Origin of the sequence: Bradyrhizobium nivariense (genome assembly GCF_029846695.2) — a bacterium.
Taxonomy (GTDB): domain Bacteria; phylum Pseudomonadota; class Alphaproteobacteria; order Rhizobiales; family Xanthobacteraceae; genus Bradyrhizobium.
Genome location: NZ_JARWCR020000006.1, coordinates 88650 through 102655 on the forward strand (window position 1 = coordinate 88650; position 14006 = coordinate 102655).

The following is a 14006-nucleotide window of genomic DNA, read 5'->3' on the forward strand; positions in this document are numbered from 1 at the left end:
GTATGGTGAGATAGGCGCTGGCCTGCCGCCTGTCAATACACTAGTGTATGGTTCGAATCTGGAACCCAAGATGACCGAACAGCTGACCGCCGATGACTGGATCAAGGAGGGCCTGAAGGCGCTCGGCAGAAGCGGCTTCACCGCGCTGAAGGCCGATCCGCTGGCGAAGGTCATGGGCGTCTCGCGCGGCAGCTTCTATTGGCATTTCGCCGATCTCGGTGCATTCCACGCGGCCCTCTTGAAGCGCTGGCGCGAGATCGCGGCCGAGCAGATCATCGCCGATGTCGAAGCCGCCAGCGACGAGCCGCTGAAAGCGCTGCTGCGCAGGACTTTTGGCGCGCGGCTCGACCTCGAGCGCGCGGTGCGGAACTGGGCGGCCTTCGATGCGGCGGCACAAACGGCGGTGCGTGCGATCGACCGGCGCAGGCTCGACTATATCGAAGGGCTGCTGGAGGAGCGCGGGCTCGAGGCGGCGGCGGCGCGAGCCCGCGCGCAAATCCTGTACTGGACCTTCCTCGGCTTCGCCCTGTCGGGCCCGCCGGTGCCGGCGGCACGACTCCAGGGCCTGCTCGACGAGATCCTGCGGATGGTATTGGCCTAGCGGACCGCGATGGGCGGCCGCGATTTTCTGTGCTAGGTAGAGGCAATCCGATCGCCGGAGACCCCCATGAACGCGCCCACCGAACGCCCCGAAGCCAGCGTCGATCCCAAATTGCTGGAGATTCTGGTCTGCCCGCTGACCAAGGGCCCGCTGGAGTTCGATTCCGCAAAGCAGGAGCTGATCTCGCGCAGCGCCAAGCTCGCCTATCCGATCCGCGACGGCATCCCGATCATGCTGCCGGAAGAGGCGCGCAAGATCGATTGAGAGCGTGTAGCCCGCTGGTCGTTTGGCGCGATGACCGCGCCACACTTTGGGTGTCGTCCTGGCGAAGGCCAGGACCCATAACCACCGAATTGCGTTGTTGCACGAGCCGGCAACTCCGGGTCTCCGCAAACTATTGCTGCGGAGTATGGGTCCCGGATCTGCGCGCGCCTGGGGCGCGCTTGTCCGGGACGACGAGGAGAGTGGGGGGCGATCGCTCTCTAAACGCGCTACAACGCCTCGCCCTTCAACAACCGCGGTATCTCACCGGTCAAACCCGCGGCCTGGCGGATGAACAGGTTCTTCAGCGGCGGGGCACGGTCGACGAGGCCGAGGCCGATGTCGCGGACGGTGCGCAGCAGCGTCGATCGATTGGAGAACAGGAAGTTCAGCGAGTTGGTGGCAACGCCCATCGCCATCGTGTCGAAGCGGCGCCAGCGCTGGTAACGTTCGAGCACGTCGGCCGCGCCGAGATCCATGCCGAGCCGCGCTGCATCGACGACGACCTCGGCCAGCGCGGCGACGTCCTTCAGCCCCATGTTGAGGCCCTGACCCGCGATCGGGTGGATGACATGGGCGGAATCGCCGACCAGCGCGAGACGCTCGGCGATGAAGGAGCGCGCGACGAAATAGGACAGCGGAAACGCGCGCGGCTTGTCGAGCGCCTTCACCTCGCCGAGATGCAGGCCGAAGCGTTGCTCGAGCTCGCCGTGAAATTTCTCATCGCTCAACGCAATGATACGCGCGGCTTCGCTGCGGCGCTCGGTCCATACCAGCGAGGAGCGCTTGCCCGAAAGCGGCAGGATCGCGAACGGACCCGCCGGCAGAAAATGCTCTTCGGCGCGGCCCTCGTGATCGCGCTCATGGCCGACGGTGACGACGATGCCGGATTGATCGTATTCCCAGCCATGGGTGGCGATGCCGGCGCGCTCGCGCAGTTTCGACTTCGCACCGTCGGCCGCGACCAGGAGGCTCGCCGCAATGACACTGCCGTCACCGAGCGTCACGTCGATGCCCTCGGACCGCGCGTCGTAAGACGACACTGTGGTCGCGCGGAGATCGATGCCCTCGGCCTCGGCGCGCACCACCAGCGCATCGATCATGCGGCGGTTCTCGACCATATGCGCGAAGGGCTCGCCCGGCGCGACGTCGCCGGCAAAGTTGAGGAACGCCGGACGGGTGGCGTCTTCCAGCTTTGAATCGGTGACGACCATGTCGAGGATCGGCTGCGCCTCGCCCCTGACGTCGTCCCAGGCGCCGATCGCCTCGAACAGGCGGCGGCAGGCAGCCACGATCGCGGTCGCGCGCGGGTCGCGGCTCGGCCGTGTGCTGAGCGCGGGGTCGGCGACGATGACGGGGATCTCGGGGCCGAGCCCCTGGCGCAGCGCCAGGGCTAGCGCAAGGCCTGCAAACGCGCCGCCACCGATGACAATGCTACCCTGTACTGACATACCCAATTCCCGGCTAAATCCTGGTCTTGCTAGCAGACTTGAGGTGGGCGAAACAGTGCGGTGAAACAAGGGCGGAACGGCCCGAGATGTCATTCCGGGGCGCGTGCAAGCGCGAAACCGGAATGATGAGGCATTTTGAAAGCACCACCATGTCCAAAAGCCTGATCGACCTCATTTCGATCCTCGACCTCGAGCAACTCGAGGTGAACCTGTTCCGCGGCAATAGCCCGAAAACGAGCTGGCAGCGGGTGTTCGGCGGCCAAGTGATCGGACAGGCGATGGTTGCGGCCTGCCGTACCGTCGAGGGCCGGCTGCCGCATTCGCTGCACTGTTATTTCATCCTGCCGGGCGATCCGCAGATCCCGATCATCTACCAGGTCGAGCGCCTGCGCGACGGCAAGAGCTACTCGACGCGCCGCGTCACCGCGATCCAGCACGGCAACGCGATCTTCTCGATCATGGTCTCGTTTCATGCCGAGGAGGAGAGCGGGTTCGACCATCAGGACAAGATGCCCGACGTGCCGCCGCCGGAAAAGCTGACGGCGGAGGAAGTGGCGAAGCAGCCGATGTTCAAGGAGATGCCGGAGTTCATTCGCCGCTACTATGAATCCGACCGTCCGATCGAGCTGCGCCCGGTCGAGCTCGGCCGGTATTTCGGCCAGAAGATCGAGGACGGCCGCATCCATGTCTGGATCAAGACCGCGGCGACGCTGCCGGACGATCCGGCGCTGCACATGTGCGCGCTGGCCTATGCTTCGGACTTCTCACTGCTCGATGCGATCATGGCACGCTACGGCCGCACACTGTTCGACAAGCGCATGATGCCGGCGAGCCTCGACCACGCGATGTGGTTTCACCGTCCGTTTCGCGCGGACGAATGGCTGCTCTACGCACAGGACTCCCCGAACGCGCGAGGCGGCCGCGGGTTGACCCGCGGCTCGATCTTCAAGCCCGACGGCACGCTGGTGGCCTCCGTCGCGCAGGAAGGCTCCGTGCGCGAGCGGAAAGTCTAAGAGGCATAAGCGCGATCGATCGCGCTTATGCCTCTCGAGGTCATGCTCGGAGCGATCCTCGCGGAGCCAAGACGGTCTCCGACGCGAACCAGTTCATGATCCAGCGATACACCCACGGGATCGGGATGAGGAAGCCGCACAGGAATGCGGCCACGATGCCCCGCCAGAGAATCCCGAGACCGCTGCCGTTGAAGACGATCTCGCGCCGCGTGCCTTCGATGCTGCGGCAGAACCAGCGCATCTGGGCCGCGGCGACCCAGGCCCAGCCGATGATGGTGATGATGGAGATCGCGAACAGCAGGCTCCACCCGACATAGGCCCAGACCGAGCCAGTGAAGCTCAGGCCGAGCGGCTGCCCGTTGGAGGCAAGGTTTGCGACCATCCATTTAATCAGGAGCCAGTAGAGAACGATCTGGGCGATGAACAGCAAATTGCTCAGCAACGGGACGCCGATGTAGCCGATCACGATCGCCAGAACGATGAAGCCGAAAAACCAGGGCACCAGCGCCATCGCATTGCCGGTGAAGCTGAGATTGGGCCGTCCGGGGACCTTCACGCAGGACACGATCCATTTCGTGTACCAGACGAACACCCACGGCACCGGGATGATGAAACACATGCCGATCAGCATCACGATGCTGCGCCAAGTGAACTCGAGGATGCCGAAATCGACCGCCAGCGATCCTCCGCCGCCACCGCCAGCGTAACCTCCGGAGCCCATCATCGGCGGGCCGCCAGCCGGCATCATCGGGGGCGCACCGCCGCCGCCGATCAGGCCGGGGATTTCGGCGGCCTTCTGCCAGCCGGCCATGCCCTCGGACCACACCAGCGTATCCGGGCGCACAATCCCTTGCGCGACCAGGTCGCGGAATTGCCCTTCCGGATAGGGCCCCTGCTGCTTGCCCTCGGATGCGTAGAACCAACTCGCCATGAAACGTCCCCCTCAAACATACTTTTGTACCGGCCGGGACGCTTGGGTTCATCGCATCCATGCCAAAAACGCATTGTGGAGGATGAACGGCTGCCCTGTACAGAGGCGGCCGTTCACATGGCCCAACGTTTTTCCGCTTCAATCTGCAACATTTTTATGCCATTTGCCCCGAAAGATGCCAGATTGACGCTGCGCCGGGGACATACGGCGCGGCGCATCCCGGGGAATAGGCCTAACCATGAAACTCGTCGTCGCGATCATCAAACCCTTCAAGCTCGATGAAGTCCGCCAGGCGCTGACGGCGATCGGCGTCCACGGCATGACCGTGACCGAAGTGAAGGGCTATGGCCGCCAAAAGGGCCATACCGAGATCTATCGCGGCGCCGAATATGTCGTGAATTTCCTGCCGAAGCTGCGCATCGAGATCGCGGTCGCCTCCGACGTCGCCGACAAGGCGGTCGCCGTGATCACCGCGACCGCGCGCACCGGGCAGATCGGCGACGGCAAGATCTTCGTCACGCCGATCGACCATGCGCTGCGCATCCGCACCGGCGAAACCGACAGCGACGCGCTCTAAAGCCCTCATGGTGAGGAGCGCGGAACGCGCGTCTCGAACCATGAAGGCCCGGCTCTAGCCCGCGGCCATCCTTCGAGACGCCCGCTTGTCGCGGGCTCCTCAGGATGAGGGCGGAGTGCGGTGACACAGTAGGACTGACTCTTATCAAGATCGCACCGGGCAACGACGCCACTGCGTGCGACGCAATCATTATGCTGGGGGAAACGACATGGCGGGATTGTTGCGCCGCGCGGCTGCTATGGCCGCGTCGGTCGGGTTTGTCTCGATCATGGCTTCGCCGGCGCGCGCCGCGGGCTCCGAGATCAGCACCGCCGACACCGCCTGGATAATCGTCGCCACCGCGCTGGTGCTGATGATGACGATCCCGGGGCTCGCGCTGTTCTATTCCGGCATGGTGCGCAAGAAGAACGTGCTCGCCACCATGGCGCAGAGCCTCGCCGCGGTGACGATCATCTCCATTCTCTGGGTCGCGTTCGGCTATTCGCTGTGCTTCGTCGGCGACGGCCCGTGGATCGGCACGCTCGACCGCTGGTTCCTCGCCGGCATGACCATGGACAGCGTCAACCCGGCGGCGAAGACGATCCCGGAAGCGCTGTTCATGCTGTACCAGATGACGTTTGCAATCATCACGGTGGCGCTGGTCGCGGGCTCGGTCGCCGACCGGATGCGGTTCTCGGCCTATCTGCTGTTCTCGGTCGCCTGGTTCATCTTCGTCTACATTCCGCTGGCGCATTGGGTGTGGGGCGGCGGCTTCCTCGCCGGCATGGGCGTGCTGGATTTCGCCGGCGGCCTCGTGGTGCATCTGTCGGCCGGCACGGCTGGCCTCGTCGCGGCGAAGGTGATGGGACGCCGTCATGGCTACGGCACCGAAAATCTCTCGCCGTTCGATCTGTCGCTCGCGGTGATGGGCACCGGCCTGTTGTGGGTCGGCTGGTTCGGCTTCAACGGCGGCTCGGCGGGCGCGGCCAATTCGCGCGCGGTGCTGGCGATCATCGCGACCCATCTCGCAGCCTGCTCCGGCGCGCTGACCTGGGGCGCGATCGAATGGTCGACGCGGCGCAAGCCTTCCGTGCTCGGCATGATCTCCGGCGCGGTGGCCGGCCTCGGCACCATCACGCCGGCCTCGGGATTCGTAGCGCCCTGGCACGGTATCGTCATCGGCGTGATCGCAGGCCTCGTCTGCTACTGGGCCTGCACCTGGCTGAAGCACCGCTTCGACTATGACGATTCGCTCGACGTGTTCGGCGTCCACGGCATCGGCGGGCTGACCGGCACCCTGCTGGCCGGATTGTTCGCAACCAGCGCGATCGGCGGCACCGCCGGCCTGCTCGAAGGCCATCCGCAGCAGCTTCTGATTCAGCTCTACGGGGTCGCCGTCACCTTCGTCTGGTCGGCGGGCGTGAGCTTCGTCCTGCTCAAGCTGGTCGGCCTGTTCGTTCCCTTGCGCGTATCCCGTGAGCACGAGCTCGAAGGACTGGATATTTCGCAGCACGGCGAGGCGCTGCAGTAAGCTGCCAGCGGGTTGCTCGAAGCGCCGGGCAGCCTGAGGCCGTTTCGGGGCTTGCGCAATACATAAGCGTATGCTTATGTGTTGTCATGATCGAAGCAGATATCTTCAAGGCGCTGGCCGACCCGACGCGCCGAAAGGTCTTTGAAAAGCTCGCTGGCGGAAGCCTGAATGCCAGCGCTTTGCGCGATGGCTTGGAGATCAGCCAGCCGGCGATGTCGCAGCATCTCGCGGTGCTGCGTGCGGCAGGCCTGGTGCGTGAACAGCGGCAGGGCCGCTTTGTGAACTATGAGGTCGACCCGGACGGGATCGCCACCATCGGGACATGGCTCGCGCGCTACCGCGCCTATTGGCCGAAGCGCATGGAAGCGCTCGCCGATCTCTTGAAGGACATGGACCAATAAGGACCTGGACCAATAAGGACCTGGATCAACAAGGACCTGGATCAATGAGCGACGCAGTGAAGCCTGATCATCCCGACGCAGACTTGGTGCTCGAAACAGACCTGGTGCTCGAATACGACCTCGATGCGGCACCGGCAAAGGTCTGGCGCGCTGTGACCATTCCGGCCCTGCGCGAGCGCTGGCTGCCGGATTCCGACCTTGTGGGCGCCGAGCCTGAATCATCGATCGTGGGCGAAGAGTGCGCTACCGGCTTCGTGATTCCGAACCGCCATTTCGCGAAAGCTACGTCATCTTCCGGATCGAACCGAACGAAGCCGGCGGCACCCGCGTTCGCATCATCCAGCAAGCCTGCGACGATCGAGCAAAGCTGCCGCAGGCGGCCAACGCCAATTGCTGCCTGATGCGCGCGGCCTGAGCCCCGTTCCGATGGGATCGGAACGGAGCTCTAGATTCTTGTTTGACGCGTTTTCTTGACGCGAACCGGTATCCACTTCGCTCGAAAACGCTCTAACGGCAAAAAGACTTCATCACCTGCAGAAATGGAGGTCGCCGATGCGCGACATGCTGCAACTCGTCCCTATGGTCGTCGAACAGTCCACCCGTGGCGAGCGATCCTTCGACATCTATTCGCGGCTCTTGCGCGAGCGCATCATCTTCCTCAACGGCGAGGTCAATGATGCGATGTCCGGACTGGTTTGCGCACAGCTCTTGTTCCTGGAGGCTGAGAATCCGAACAAGCCGATCAATCTCTACATCAATTCCTATGGCGGCGTGGTCACCAGTGGCCTCGCGATGTACGACACCATGCAATTCATCAAGGCGCCGGTCCATACGCTGTGCATGGGCACCGCGCGCTCCATGGGCTCGTTCCTGCTGATGGCCGGCGAGCCCGGTCACCGCGCCGCCCTGCCCAATGCGAGCCTTCACGTGCATCAGCCGCTGGGCGGCTTTCAGGGCCAAGCGTCCGACATCCTGATCCATGCCACCGAAATGCAGGAAACCAAGCGCCGCATCATCCGGCTCTATGCACAACATTGCGGGCGCCCTGAGCAGGACGTGGAACGGACCCTGGACCGCGACCACTTCATGACCGCCCAGCAGGCGGTCGACTGGGGGCTGATCGACAAGGTGTTTGCGGAACGCAGCGCCGCCTGACGGGCCGCCAGCAGGCTTCAGTTGGGGTGGGCCGTCACCTTCATCTGGGTCGGCAGGCGCGCTTCGTCTTGCTCAAGACGTTCGCGCCGCTCGTGGCTTGCGCGTCTCGCGTGAGTATGAATTGGAAGGCTGGACATTGCCCCGCATGGCGAAGCGCGCCAACGAGGCATCCACCTATAATTAGATACCTTTCTACTGCCCGACCCATGAGCAACATTATGTCGGCAGCCTGTCCTGCCTGTATTTTGAGCAGGCCTGACCACGTTTTGAGCGCGACGTAATAGCGCACTGCACAGCAATACGCGTCAAACGCGAAAACACCCGTTTTCATAGTCCGTTAGGCAACACGCCCGATCTGGCACGGCATTTGATTCTAAGGGTCCTGGCTGTGCCCGCGTAGTGAACTTTCTCCCTCGTGGCGAACCAGTCGAGAAACGCCCGGGCCCACGTCCGGACCGGGCCCAAGCGGGGATAGGACCCATGAAAATTGTTATGGCGATTATCAAGCCATTCAAGCTGGAAGAAGTCCGTGACGCCCTGACCGCCATCGGCGTTCACGGTCTCACGGTGACGGAAGTCAAGGGATATGGCCGCCAGAAGGGCCATACGGAAATCTATCGCGGCGCCGAATATGCCGTGAGCTTCCTGCCCAAGATCAAGATCGAGGTCGCTGTCGCCTCCGACCAGGTCGACAAGACCATCGATGCCATCACGTCCGCCGCGAAAACCGGACAGATCGGCGACGGCAAGATCTTCGTCATCAATCTCGACCATGCGGTTCGCATCCGCACCGGCGAGGCCGATGCCGCGGCCCTCTGATTTCGCGCTCAACCTTTACCAATCAGGAGTGAATAAAATGACGTTTAAGCGTCCCTATGGCGCGGGATTGGCGGCTCTCGCAGTCGGCCTGTTCGCTGCGACCGCAGCCTATGCCGAGCCAACGGTCAACAAGGGAGACAACGCCTGGATGCTGACATCGACAGTGCTCGTGCTGTTGATGACGATCCCGGGCCTCGCGCTGTTCTACGGCGGCCTCGTTCGTTCCAAGAACATGCTCTCGGTGCTGATGCAGGTGTTCTACACCGTCTGCGTCGTCACCGTGATCTGGGCCGTGTACGGCTACAGCCTCGCCTTCACCGGCGGCTCCGACTTCATCGGCGGCTTCTCCAAGGCCTTCATGATGGGCGTCACCACCGACTCGAAGGCTGCGACCTTCTCGGTCGACGCCAACATCTCGGAGCTCATCTATATGTGCTTCCAGATGACCTTCGCGGCGATCACGCCCGCCCTCATCGTCGGCGCCTTCGCCGAGCGCATGAAGTTCTCGGCGGTCGCGCTGTTCATCCCGCTCTGGGTCACGCTGATCTACTTCCCGATCGCGCACATGGTCTGGTACTGGCCCGGCCCGGACGCGATCCAGGATGCTGCCAAGGCGCTTGCTGCTGCGGCTGATGGCGCAGCGAAGACCGCGGCGCAGGCCAAGCTCGACGAGATCAACGCCGACGCCGGCTGGATCTTCAAGAAGGGCGCGATCGACTTCGCTGGCGGCACCGTGGTGCACATCAACGCCGGCATTGCAGGTCTCGTCGGCGCTCTCCTGATCGGCAAGCGCACCGGCTACGGCAAGGAGCTGATGGCTCCGCACTCGCTGACCATGTCGATGATCGGCGCCTCGCTGCTCTGGGTCGGCTGGTTCGGCTTCAACGCCGGCTCCAACCTGGAAGCCAACGGCGGCGCTGCCCTCGCCATGACCAACTCCTTCGTCGCCACCGCAGCCGCCGCGCTGTCGTGGATGTTCGCGGAGTGGATCGTGAAGGGTCATCCGTCGGTGCTCGGCGTCATCTCCGGCGCTGTTGCGGGCCTCGTGGCCGTCACGCCTGCCGCCGGCTTCTCCGGTGTGATGGGTGCGATCGTCCTCGGTCTCGTGGTTGGCGTGGTCTGCCTGTTCTTCTGCACCGTCGTGAAGAACGCGCTGGGCTACGATGACTCCCTCGACGTGTTCGGCGTGCACTGCATCGGCGGCATCGTCGGCGCCCTCGGCACCGGCATCCTGGTGAACCCGGCCCTCGGCGGCGCGGGCATCATCGACTACACCGCGATCCCGCCCAAGGTTGCCGATTACGATTTCGCGGCGCAGATGATCTCCCAGATCGAAGCCGTCTGCACCACGCTGGTGTGGTCGGGCGTCGGTTCGGCGATCCTCTACAAGGTCGTCGATGTGATCGTTGGCCTCCGCGCCAATGTCGAGACCGAGCGTGAAGGCCTCGACATCACCGAGCACACCGAGCGCGCCTACAACATGTAAGTCTCCTCCCGGACGCGGCCTCTCCGGGGGTCGCGTCCACAACTACGGTTTGGGGCACATACCCGGCAATGTCCCGACCGTTGAGGGGCTCCAGCGCAAGTTGGAGCCCCTTTCTTTTTGTTCTTTTTGGCGCGCCGCATCGTCGCAGCGGCGGAACCGGCGCAGAGCCAAATTGCATTGTCTCGATACCGGCGCGTATCATGCTCCCATTGGGAGCCCGATCTTATGCGTTTGCTGCATTGCCTGGCCCTGTGTTTCCTGTCGCTTGCTCTGTCGGCCCTCGACGCCAAGGCTGACAAGCGCGTCGCGCTGGTGATCGGCAATGGCGCCTACAGGAACGTTCCCACACTCGCGAATCCGACCAATGATGCGGCTGACGTCGGCGCGGTCCTGAAGCGATCGGGATTCGATCCTCTGATCGCGACCGATCTCGATCAGGCCGCCATGCAGGAGACTGTTCTTCGCTTCGCGCGCGAGGCCCGCGGTGCCGACGTTGCCCTGTTCTATTACAGCGGCCACGCCCTCCAGTTCGCAGGCGTCAACTATCTGGTGCCGGTCGATGCCGTCGTGCGCGACGAGGTCGATCTGCGGCGCCTGGTGCGTGCCGACGAGATCCTCGCGGACCTGCAGCAGGCCAAGAACCTCCGCATCTTCGTGCTCGACGCCTGCCGCGACAATCCATTCGCCGACGAGCTTCGGCGAAACATCGGACAGGGTCGCGGCGTGACCGTCAGCCGCGGGCTGGCCAAGATGGAGAGCCCGGAGGGCACCATCATCTCCTATGCGACCCAGGCCGGGCGCACGGCCGATGATGGCAACGGCCGCAACAGCCCCTATACCAGAGCGTTCCTGGAGCACATCGGTGACAGGGACAACATCAACACAGTGTTCCAGACGATCAGCGCGGGCGTGTACCAGCGCACCAAGGGTTCACAGGTCCCCGAGCTGTCGCTGTCCTTCTTCGGCGAGTTTTACCTCAACGGCAAGGCCGAAACCGCGGCGCTGACACCGTCCTCACCTCGGACTGACCCCTGCACTGAGGCGGCCGAGCATTGGCGCGGCGCGGAAGCGCTCGGGACGGTCACGGCATTCAGGGATCATCTGCTGCGCTTCCCCTCTTGCGCCTTTGCAGACCTGGCGAAATCCCGCATCGAGCTGTTGTCGAAATCCATCGACAGCGCAAAGCGCCCCGCGACCTTCGACGGAACCTGGATCGCCAACGAAAGCTGCGAGAGCAAGCTGCCTTTTCCGGAATCGCACCGCCAATATGTCTTCCGCATCAAGGACGGGGCGCTGCACACCGTGTTCGGGGACGAAGGTAAACCCGGCTCCGTGAGCTATGACGGCAAGATCGAAGCGGACGGCAGCAGCACCATCTCGGTCAACGGCGTCATCGGCGACAAGGATCCGCTGAACCGTCCCGCAGGCTCGTCCTATCGATACAAGATCGTGCTCGAACTGAAGGATTCCAAAGGGGCTGGCGTCCGCACTGAAACTATCTGGCCCTGTCGCTTCGAGTTTTCCAAGATCTCGGTGCCGAGCGGAGATCCCTATCAGGGTCAATCCGATCCGAAGCGCGCCACCAAGCGCAACGACAATGCGGCCGTTCCACCTTCCGAACGGCGCGAGGGAGCACAGACCAAGCCGGGCGGCAACGGGATGAGCTGCTCCATCATGCGCAGCAAGTGCGCGGTGGCTTGCGTCGGCTTTGGCGGGCGCCCGGATTGCGCTTCGACCGCCTGCCCACGGCTGGAAGCAGAGTGCATGAGCAGCGGGTGCTGGCGCGGACGAGGATTCAACGGCTGCGGGCTCGCCAAGAGATAGTCGCTGCAGGACTGGTCGCCGGGTGATTTCCTTTTTGTCCACTCGGGCAAAAAGAAAACGATTGCCATTCCAGGCGCCGGCGCAGAAATATCGACCACAACGAAAAACAAATCGGGAGGTCGTCATGCGTTTGGAAGGCGGATGCTATTGCGGCGAAGTGCGCTACGTGGCCGAGGGCGATCCGATGATGCAGGCCCAATGTCATTGTCGCGAGTGCCAGTACATCTCGGGCGGCGCGCCCAACACCTTCATCGCGATGCCGGCGGCCGGCTTCAGCTACATCACCGGGCAGCCCAAGCAATTCACGCGCAAGGATCTCGAACGCGCGGTGACACGCGAATTCTGCGCCGAATGCGGCACGCATCTGGTGACCAAGGTCCCGGGTCTGCCTGCGGCGATCCTGAAGGTCGGCACGCTGGACGAGCCGGCACAGTTCCACCCGCAGATGGCGATCTACACCTGCGACAAGCAGGAATTTCACGCGATCCCCGCAGGCATGGCGACGTTCGAGAAGCTGCCGGCGCATTAGAAGCGCCGCTGCAGCTGCTTGGAGGTCCGGGACGCCTCGGCTCCTTGCCGAGGTGTGCGCCAATGCGGCCATGCATCCGGTTGTTATCCGGCCTCATTATTCCTGCTCTGGACGGAGGCGGCGACCGATGGTTAATCGCGTCTTAACCTCGCCCTATCTATGGTGAACTGAACCGCTTCCCGCCGGCGTATCCATGCGACCGGCAGTTCCAAGAGTGCTGGCGCCCAGAATGGTCATGACCGCTTCATCCCGCGCGCCGCAGGCCGGTGGAAGCTCCGATACCGAACGCTCGCCCTTCGTCCGGCTGAACGAGCTGCTGGCGCCGCATCAGCCCGGCAAGCCCTTGATTTCGCTTGCGGTCGGTGAGCCCCAGCATCCCGTGCCTGACTTCGTCGGCCCGGTGCTGGCCAGGCACATCGCCGAATTCGGCCGTTACCCCGCGAACAAGGGCACCGATCCGTTCCGCAAGGCGGCCGGCGCCTGGCTGTCGTCGCGCTTCAAGCTGCCGCGGCCGCTCGACCCCGAGAACGAGATTCTCGTCCTCAATGGCAGCCGCGAAGGGCTGTTCTACGCCGCGATCACCGCCGCACGTTACGTCGGCCCGCGCCCCGGCAAGCCGGCCATCCTGATGCCGAACCCGTTCTACCCGGTCTATGGCGCCGGCGCCCGCGCCGCCGCTTGTGAGCCGGTCTACCTGCCGACCACCGCCGAAAACGGCTTCCTGCCCGATCTCGACGCCATCGACGAGACGACGCTGGCGCGCACGGTGGCGTTCTATCTGGCCTCGCCCGCCAACCCGCAGGGCTCGGTCGCCTCGCGCGACTATTTCATTCGCCTGAAGCAGCTCGCCGATCGCTACGGCTTCGTCATCCTGAGCGACGAGTGCTATTCGGAGATCTACACCCGCGAAGCGCCCGGCAGCGCGCTCGAATGCGCCGGCCCTGATTTCACCCGCGTGGTTGCGTTCCAGTCGCTGTCGAAGCGCTCCAACCTGCCGGGCATGCGCGTCGGTTTCGCCGCCGGCGACAAGACATTCATCGGCATGTTCCTCGAGCTGCGCAACATTGCGGCGCCGCAGGTGCCGGTGCCGCTCCAGCATGTCGCGACCGTTGCTTACGGCGACGAGGCGCATGTCGAGGAGAACCGCAGGCTCTACCGGATCAAGTTCGATCTCGCCGACCAGATCATCGGCAATCGTTACGGCTATCGCCGGCCCGATGGCGGCTTCTGCGCCTGGCTCGACACGTCCGAGCTCGGCGACGACGTCTCGATCACCCTCAAGCTCTTCAATGAAGCAGGCGTGCGCGTGGTGCCCGGCAGCTATCTGGCGCGACTCCAGCCCGACGGTTTCAATCCCGGCGCGGGCTACATTCGCCTCGCGCTGGTGCAGGATGGCGAGACCACGGCGGCGGCGCTGCACCGCCTGGTCGAGACTCTGGGTTAGGCGG

The 14006-nt window shown here is 63.9% G+C and carries 14 protein-coding genes and 1 pseudogene; 13 read left to right on the forward strand and 2 right to left on the reverse strand.

Annotated features, from left to right (window positions below):
* The first annotated feature begins 70 nt into the window (after window positions 1-70).
* Together QCM77_RS07510 and QCM77_RS07515 are read left to right on the forward strand one after the other, a co-directional pair.
* Entirely contained in the window at window positions 71-601 is a 531-nt protein-coding gene (locus tag QCM77_RS07510; RefSeq protein ID WP_279682669.1) for a TetR/AcrR family transcriptional regulator, read from the forward strand.
* Window positions 602-667: 66 nt separating this feature from the next.
* Window positions 668-865, forward strand: a complete 198-nt coding sequence (locus QCM77_RS07515; RefSeq protein ID WP_007598651.1) for a Trm112 family protein — start codon at window positions 668-670, stop codon at window positions 863-865.
* Window positions 866-1092: 227 nt separating this feature from the next.
* Here the strand turns inward: QCM77_RS07515 and QCM77_RS07520 are convergent, their stop codons facing one another.
* The gene (locus QCM77_RS07520) at window positions 1093-2313 is read right to left on the reverse strand and encodes a ubiquinone biosynthesis hydroxylase (protein WP_279682670.1); all 1221 of its coding nucleotides are present in this window, start codon (window positions 2311-2313) and stop codon (window positions 1093-1095) included.
* Between the two features lie 149 nt (window positions 2314-2462).
* Between QCM77_RS07520 and tesB the strand changes: the two genes are divergently transcribed.
* Window positions 2463-3326, forward strand: coding sequence for an acyl-CoA thioesterase II (tesB, locus tag QCM77_RS07525; RefSeq protein WP_279682671.1), 864 nt, complete (start codon window positions 2463-2465; stop codon window positions 3324-3326).
* A gap of 40 nt (window positions 3327-3366) precedes the next feature.
* On the opposite strand, the gene QCM77_RS07530 is transcribed toward tesB, so the two are convergent.
* Entirely contained in the window at window positions 3367-4257 is an 891-nt protein-coding gene (locus QCM77_RS07530; RefSeq protein ID WP_279682672.1) for a DUF4339 domain-containing protein, read from the reverse strand.
* Window positions 4258-4495: 238 nt separating this feature from the next.
* On the opposite strand from QCM77_RS07530, the gene QCM77_RS07535 reads away from it, so the two are divergent.
* The 10 genes and pseudogenes from QCM77_RS07535 (at window position 4496) to QCM77_RS07580 (ending at window position 14002) form a co-directional block, all read left to right on the forward strand.
* Window positions 4496-4834, forward strand: a complete 339-nt coding sequence (locus QCM77_RS07535) for a P-II family nitrogen regulator (protein WP_008142802.1) — start codon at window positions 4496-4498, stop codon at window positions 4832-4834.
* Between the two features lie 208 nt (window positions 4835-5042).
* On the forward strand, window positions 5043-6344 hold the full coding sequence (locus QCM77_RS07540; RefSeq protein WP_279682674.1) for an ammonium transporter: 1302 nt from the start codon (window positions 5043-5045) through the stop codon (window positions 6342-6344).
* Window positions 6345-6430: 86 nt separating this feature from the next.
* Window positions 6431-6745 carry an ArsR/SmtB family transcription factor gene (locus QCM77_RS07545; protein WP_211383744.1) on the forward strand — a complete coding sequence of 105 codons (315 nt, stop codon included), beginning with the start codon at window positions 6431-6433 and terminating at the stop codon, window positions 6743-6745.
* Between the two features lie 44 nt (window positions 6746-6789).
* Window positions 6790-7160, forward strand: a pseudogene (locus tag QCM77_RS07550) (SRPBCC family protein).
* Window positions 7161-7297: 137 nt separating this feature from the next.
* Window positions 7298-7900, forward strand: coding sequence for an ATP-dependent Clp protease proteolytic subunit (locus tag QCM77_RS07555; RefSeq protein WP_279660207.1), 603 nt, complete (start codon window positions 7298-7300; stop codon window positions 7898-7900).
* Window positions 7901-8380: 480 nt separating this feature from the next.
* Window positions 8381-8719 (forward strand): P-II family nitrogen regulator, encoded by a 339-nt coding sequence (locus tag QCM77_RS07560; RefSeq protein ID WP_008142813.1) that lies wholly within the window; start codon window positions 8381-8383, stop codon window positions 8717-8719.
* A gap of 37 nt (window positions 8720-8756) precedes the next feature.
* Window positions 8757-10205: an ammonium transporter gene (locus QCM77_RS07565; RefSeq protein ID WP_279660206.1), complete on the forward strand. Its 1449-nt coding sequence runs from the start codon at window positions 8757-8759 to the stop codon at window positions 10203-10205.
* A 225-nt stretch (window positions 10206-10430) separates the two neighbouring features.
* Window positions 10431-12029: a caspase family protein gene (locus QCM77_RS07570; protein WP_279682676.1), complete on the forward strand. Its 1599-nt coding sequence runs from the start codon at window positions 10431-10433 to the stop codon at window positions 12027-12029.
* Window positions 12030-12153: 124 nt separating this feature from the next.
* Window positions 12154-12558 carry a GFA family protein gene (locus QCM77_RS07575; RefSeq protein ID WP_279660204.1) on the forward strand — a complete coding sequence of 135 codons (405 nt, stop codon included), beginning with the start codon at window positions 12154-12156 and terminating at the stop codon, window positions 12556-12558.
* 229 nt (window positions 12559-12787) lie between these two features.
* Window positions 12788-14002, forward strand: coding sequence for an aminotransferase class I/II-fold pyridoxal phosphate-dependent enzyme (locus tag QCM77_RS07580; RefSeq protein ID WP_279682677.1), 1215 nt, complete (start codon window positions 12788-12790; stop codon window positions 14000-14002).
* Window positions 14003-14006: the final 4 nt, after the last annotated feature.

Excerpts from the sequence above, each read along its gene's own strand:
- QCM77_RS07545 (WP_211383744.1), top strand. The coding sequence starts at position 6,431 with ATGATCGAAGCAGATATCTTCAAGGCGCTGGCCGACCCGACGCGCCGA.
- QCM77_RS07510 (WP_279682669.1), top strand. The coding sequence starts at position 71 with ATGACCGAACAGCTGACCGCCGATGACTGGATCAAGGAGGGCCTGAAG.
- QCM77_RS07520 (WP_279682670.1), bottom strand. The coding sequence starts at position 2,313 with ATGTCAGTACAGGGTAGCATTGTCATCGGTGGCGGCGCGTTTGCAGGC.
- QCM77_RS07570 (WP_279682676.1), top strand. The coding sequence starts at position 10,431 with ATGCGTTTGCTGCATTGCCTGGCCCTGTGTTTCCTGTCGCTTGCTCTG.
- QCM77_RS07580 (WP_279682677.1), top strand. The coding sequence starts at position 12,788 with ATGGTCATGACCGCTTCATCCCGCGCGCCGCAGGCCGGTGGAAGCTCC.
- QCM77_RS07515 (WP_007598651.1), top strand. The coding sequence starts at position 668 with ATGAACGCGCCCACCGAACGCCCCGAAGCCAGCGTCGATCCCAAATTG.
- QCM77_RS07560 (WP_008142813.1), top strand. The coding sequence starts at position 8,381 with ATGAAAATTGTTATGGCGATTATCAAGCCATTCAAGCTGGAAGAAGTC.
- QCM77_RS07555 (WP_279660207.1), top strand. The coding sequence starts at position 7,298 with ATGCGCGACATGCTGCAACTCGTCCCTATGGTCGTCGAACAGTCCACC.
- QCM77_RS07565 (WP_279660206.1), top strand. The coding sequence starts at position 8,757 with ATGACGTTTAAGCGTCCCTATGGCGCGGGATTGGCGGCTCTCGCAGTC.
- QCM77_RS07535 (WP_008142802.1), top strand. The coding sequence starts at position 4,496 with ATGAAACTCGTCGTCGCGATCATCAAACCCTTCAAGCTCGATGAAGTC.
- QCM77_RS07575 (WP_279660204.1), top strand. The coding sequence starts at position 12,154 with ATGCGTTTGGAAGGCGGATGCTATTGCGGCGAAGTGCGCTACGTGGCC.
- tesB (WP_279682671.1), top strand. The coding sequence starts at position 2,463 with ATGTCCAAAAGCCTGATCGACCTCATTTCGATCCTCGACCTCGAGCAA.
- QCM77_RS07530 (WP_279682672.1), bottom strand. The coding sequence starts at position 4,257 with ATGGCGAGTTGGTTCTACGCATCCGAGGGCAAGCAGCAGGGGCCCTAT.
- QCM77_RS07540 (WP_279682674.1), top strand. The coding sequence starts at position 5,043 with ATGGCGGGATTGTTGCGCCGCGCGGCTGCTATGGCCGCGTCGGTCGGG.